Here is a 4,567-nt window from a genome sequence, read left to right as displayed (position 1 = left end):
GTTGCCGGGACATGCGCATCGACGTAGGTCTTGAGTTCATCGACCGTCAGCACGCGCTCGGCCAGGTACCAGGTGTCACCGCTGTAATCGCTGTAGAGCGGATGGCCGAGGCTGTCGTTCTTGCCGCGCGCCTGGCTGGCCGTGGTGACCTTGTACAGCTGATCGAAGGCGTCGACGTATTGTCCGCGCGACAGCGTCAGCACGCTCTGTTCTGCCTTGATCAGGCCGAGCGAGGCGGGCTCGACGCTGGCGTCATTTTGCGGGAAATCTTTGGCGGCCTCGGCATAGGCTTGCGCCGCTGCCGCCACGTCGCCCTTGCTGCGCTGCTTGTCCGCCAGCGTCTGCGCCAGTTCGTACATCCCGCTGCGATAGGCGAGCGCCGCCACGCGATCGGCGTCGGCAATGTTGGCGATGCCGTGTTTTTGCAACGCTGCAACCAGCGACGGCAGCACCGGATTGACTTTGACGTCTTTGCCGCCTCTGCCGGCATCGACGTAACCGTAGCCGCCCCACGAGGCGTCGTATTCGGCCGGCTGGCTGGCGTCGGCGCCGCTCATGTCGCCCACGCGCGCCAGCGCATAGCCGACCAGCAGGCGCTGCGCGATCGGATCGTCAATCAGCTTCTGCGCACGCCCGGCATCGCTCAGCGCCCATTCCGCGATGATGCGCAGCGATTGCACGCCGCTGTTGGAATTGCGCGCGGCCTGTTCGGCGTACAGCCGAACGGCCTGCTTCAGGTCGGCGGCCGGGACGTCGTCGGCGCAAGGCATGGCGTTGACGAAATCGAGATAGCCGCACATGGTCGTGCCGTTGATCGCGCTGCCGACCAGAAATACGCGCGCCTGTTCGCCGTAGCTCGCCACCGCCAGTCCCTTGGGATCGGGCGCACCGGAAATCGCGCGCGAACGCGCCAGTGCATACGCCTGGATGGCTTTGGCGCGTTCTTCGCCGGGCTTGTTGCCGGCGGCCGTGATGGCGCCGGCGTGGCTTTGCCCGAGCATGTAGGCAGCCCACACGGCGCGTTTGTCGCCATCGGTTTTGGGTAAATCAAGCACGGCCTGGAAGCGTTTCCGTGCGCGTGTTCCGGCGTCAGCGTCAGCAAGATAATCCACCGCGCCGGCCGCATACAACCGTACCGCGGGCGGCAGGTCAGGGCCTTGCGCATACGCGGCGTCGCCGTCCTTGAGCGCGCGCGCGGCCTTGAGCTGGGCAAGCTGGACGGGCGTCATGAAGGCGGCATCGGCGGCATCCGGTTTGCCGGACGGATCGGGCGTGCTGTCGCTTTCATTGGCCAGCAATGCGTCGCCGGGTTTGACCAGATGCGCAGCTTCGTAGGCGAAGGAATTGGCCGGCGTCGCCTTGAGCGTGCCGGCGCGATCGTCGAGCACCTGCAGCGGGAAGTCGGGACCGCAGGCGATCACGACGGCAGCGCTGAAAGGGATCGCCAATGCGACCGCGATGCGGAGATGTTTGATGTTCATGTCAGTGTTCCACATGGAGTTGGATGTGTGCTTGCCCGCAATGGACCCAGCCGATGTTGCGCTGGTAGCCGGCGCGCAGCAAACCGTCGCGCGTGCGTCGCAGATATTTGCCTTGGGCGTCGGCCTCCAGGGCGTAGCCGTTGATGCCGTCGGCGGCGTCGCAGGCCGATGCCGCATCGATGCGCACGATCAGCGGCAGCGCGCTGTCGGCGTTGCCGTTATTGCGCAGCATGAGGTCGTGCAGGCCGGCTTGCGCATTGCCGCGGGCTTCCACCGTCACGGCGGAGACTACGGAGACTAGCGGCTGACGCGCCAGCACCGCTTGCCAGGTCGGCAGGCTCCAGTTGCGCACGTCGTCTTCGGTCGGCAGGCGGAACCAGACTACGCCGATCAGGCCCGGCGCCGGATTCTTGTCCAGCTGCGCGAGGAAGGCGCTCACCACTGCCGGCGATGCCGTCAGCTCCTGCGCGGCGTTGCCGGACGCCAGCAGGGGACGTTCGCTTTCGACTGCGCTGATGAGGCCGTTGTCGTCCCAGCTCACGCGCGTGCCGTACGACGGCAATGCAATGCGCCATGGATGCGCGCTCTGTTTTGCATAGGCCTTCAGCCACGCCTGCGCGCGCTCGGCGTCGAACAGGCCCTGGCGCGGATTCATCACCGCATGCACCTGCAACACCGATTCGTCGGTAATCGCCAGCAGCTTGCTCAGTTCGGGACTGTTGAGCCAGGTCGGCAGCGCCGTGATCGACAGCGTGGTGTCGCGGTCCAGGCTTTGCCGCATCCCGGCCAGGAAATTGCGATACGCCGGCAATTGCGAAGTCGGGCAGTCGTAATCGATTTCCACGCCCGCTATCGGCACGCCTTGTTGCCGCCAGCGCGCCAGCAGATCGTTGACGCGCGCATGCGTGGCGGTATCAAGCGATCCGGTCTGGCCGTCCAGCCGCACCACCATCACGATGGCGTGCTGCGTCGACTTCAGCGCCTGCCAGTCGGGATTGACGATCTTCCACTGGCGCTGGGCAGTGAACTCCGCGGCGAGCACACGCCAGCCGCCGACCAGTTGATCGCTGGCCTGCATGGCGGCGCCGACGGCAGGACTCCATTGCCGCTGCCAGATGTAAGCCTGCTGCGGCAAGACCTGCGGCGCGCGCTGGCAAGCGGCGAGCAAGCCGCACATTGATAAAAGGAACAGAAGCGAAATCGAACGCAGGCGCCGGGGGCGGGATTGCAAGCCGAATGAGAGGCAGCGCAGCATGTGTGGCGTGGGGCAATACGGGTTGGGAGTCGGATCAACCGGATCAAACCGGATCGAACGAAGGCATGGCCGCAAGAGACGACACAGGCATTCTAGTTTATCCGTCTGACGCTGCGCTGAGGCGTCGAGGATTTATTCGCGCGAATGGTGAATGGTGACTGGTGAATGGTGAATGGTGAATCGGGGAAGGAAAAAAGAAAGAAGCGCCGCCCGATCAATCGATCAGGCGGCGCAGCACAAGCGGCGATAGCTGCAGCTTGGGTTCAGACCTACACCGCGCCGCGCGTATCGACATACACCGCATACAGCGAATGGCTGCTGGCCATGAACAGGCGGTTCTTCTTTGCTCCGCCGAACACCAGGTTCGGGCAGCGTTCCGGCAGATGGATGTGGCCGATGGCCTTGCCTTGCGGCGTGAACACGCGCACGCCGTCGAGCTCGGCCGGTTTGGCGTCGAGTGCGCCGTTGCTGCCCCAGCCGCACCACAGATTGCCGTCGACGTCGACCTTGAAGCCGTCGATCGCGCCCGGACCGGCGGCGTCGACCGCCAGCGTGCGCGAACCGAGTTTGGTCCCGTTATCCGTCAGCTGATAGGCCCAGATCAGGCGGTTCGGCGTGGCGCGCGACTCGACGATGTAGATGACTTTTTCATCGGGCGAGAAGGCCAGGCCGTTGGGACCGGCCAGTGCGTCGGTGATCAGGCTCAGCTTGCCGCTCTGGCCGTCGATGCGATACACCGCGTGCGGCAGTTCCGAGGCTTGCTTGTCGCCTTCCCATTCGCCGGCGATGCCGAACGGCGGATCGGTGAACCAGATCGAACCGTCCGATTTGCAGATGATGTCGTTGGGCGAGTTGAAGCGCTTGCCGTTGTAATTGTCGGCCAGCACCGTGATGCGGCCGTCGTATTCGGTGCGCGTGATGCGGCGGGTTAGATGCTCGCAGGCGATCAGGCGGCCCTGGCGATCGCGCGCCAGGCCGTTGGTGAAGTTGGCCGGGTTGCGGAATACCGAGGTCGTCCCGGTGACTTCATCCCAGCGCATGATGCGGTTGTTGGGGATGTCGCTGAACAGCAGATAGCGGCCGTCGCCGAACCAGACAGGCCCTTCCACCCAGCGGAAACCGGTCGCCAGCTGCTCGACCGTCGAGCTGTACAGCCGGTATTTGAGGAAGCTGTTGTCCAGCACCTGCACGTTGGGATCGGGATAGCGCTGGCTGGCCTTGAAGTCGAAACTCTGGGCTTTGGCGGTCAGGGCAGTGGTGGCCATTGCCAGGCCGCCGAGCAATGTTGTACGACGAGTTGTGTTGAAACCAGAGGGTTTTTTCTTGTCTTCTTGATTCATCGTTGTCTCCAGATTGGGGTGGAATTCCGACGCCGCCGACCGGCGGAGCACGTCCGCAGCAGGCGAAGAAATCGGGTTTGGTCCATATAGGCATGCGCTGCGACGGGAAATGCCGGTGCGGCATGTCGCAAAGAGTGGTGAGGCTGTCTCCTGAGATAGCAGGCCTGAGTGGGGTAGCCGGCCTTCTCATACTTATATGTTGTCGTACATCTTATAAGCAGAATTGAGGATTGGCAATGTGATTTTTTCGGGGGGAATGGGCCTCTATTATTGGCGTTTTTCGAATAGTGATAGCAGATCAAGCCTGTTTATCCAATCCAGGCCAAGGTCCACAATAGCTTCATCGATTGGCGAACGCGCAAACGCGACACAACACACGCACCTCATCGCCGGCTTACGCGACCCCTTCATCCTCCATTCCATTCATCAGGAGCACATCATGGAACAAGCAAGCACCGCTACAGCACAACAAGTCGCCATCGTCACCGGCG

General features: G+C 63.3%; 2 protein-coding genes and 1 pseudogene. All 3 read right to left on the bottom strand.

Annotated elements, in window-relative coordinates:
* Nucleotides 1–1,481, bottom strand: a pseudogene (locus HLUSI_RS0122835) (hypothetical protein); the annotation flags it as partial.
* Nucleotide 1,482: 1 nt separating this feature from the next.
* Nucleotides 1,483–2,658, bottom strand: coding sequence for a DUF3142 domain-containing protein (locus tag HLUSI_RS0122830; protein WP_016836151.1), 1,176 nt, complete (start codon nt 2,656–2,658; stop codon nt 1,483–1,485).
* A gap of 347 nt (nt 2,659–3,005) precedes the next feature.
* Nucleotides 3,006–4,076: an SMP-30/gluconolactonase/LRE family protein gene (locus tag HLUSI_RS0122825; protein ID WP_029363911.1), complete on the bottom strand. Its 1,071-nt coding sequence runs from the start codon at nt 4,074–4,076 to the stop codon at nt 3,006–3,008.
* Between the last annotated feature and the right edge of the window lie 491 nt (nt 4,077–4,567).

The organism is Herbaspirillum lusitanum P6-12 (assembly GCF_000256565.1).
GTDB lineage: Bacteria > Pseudomonadota > Gammaproteobacteria > Burkholderiales > Burkholderiaceae_D > Herbaspirillum > Herbaspirillum lusitanum.
This window is presented reverse-complemented; position numbering and strand designations above follow the sequence as displayed.

What these genes read in the sequence shown, in the direction of transcription:
- HLUSI_RS0122830 (WP_016836151.1), bottom strand. Translation starts at nt 2,658, where the DNA reads ATGTGCGGCTTGCTCGCCGCTTGCCAGCGCGCGCCGCAGGTCTTGCCG.
- HLUSI_RS0122825 (WP_029363911.1), bottom strand. Translation starts at nt 4,076, where the DNA reads ATGAATCAAGAAGACAAGAAAAAACCCTCTGGTTTCAACACAACTCGT.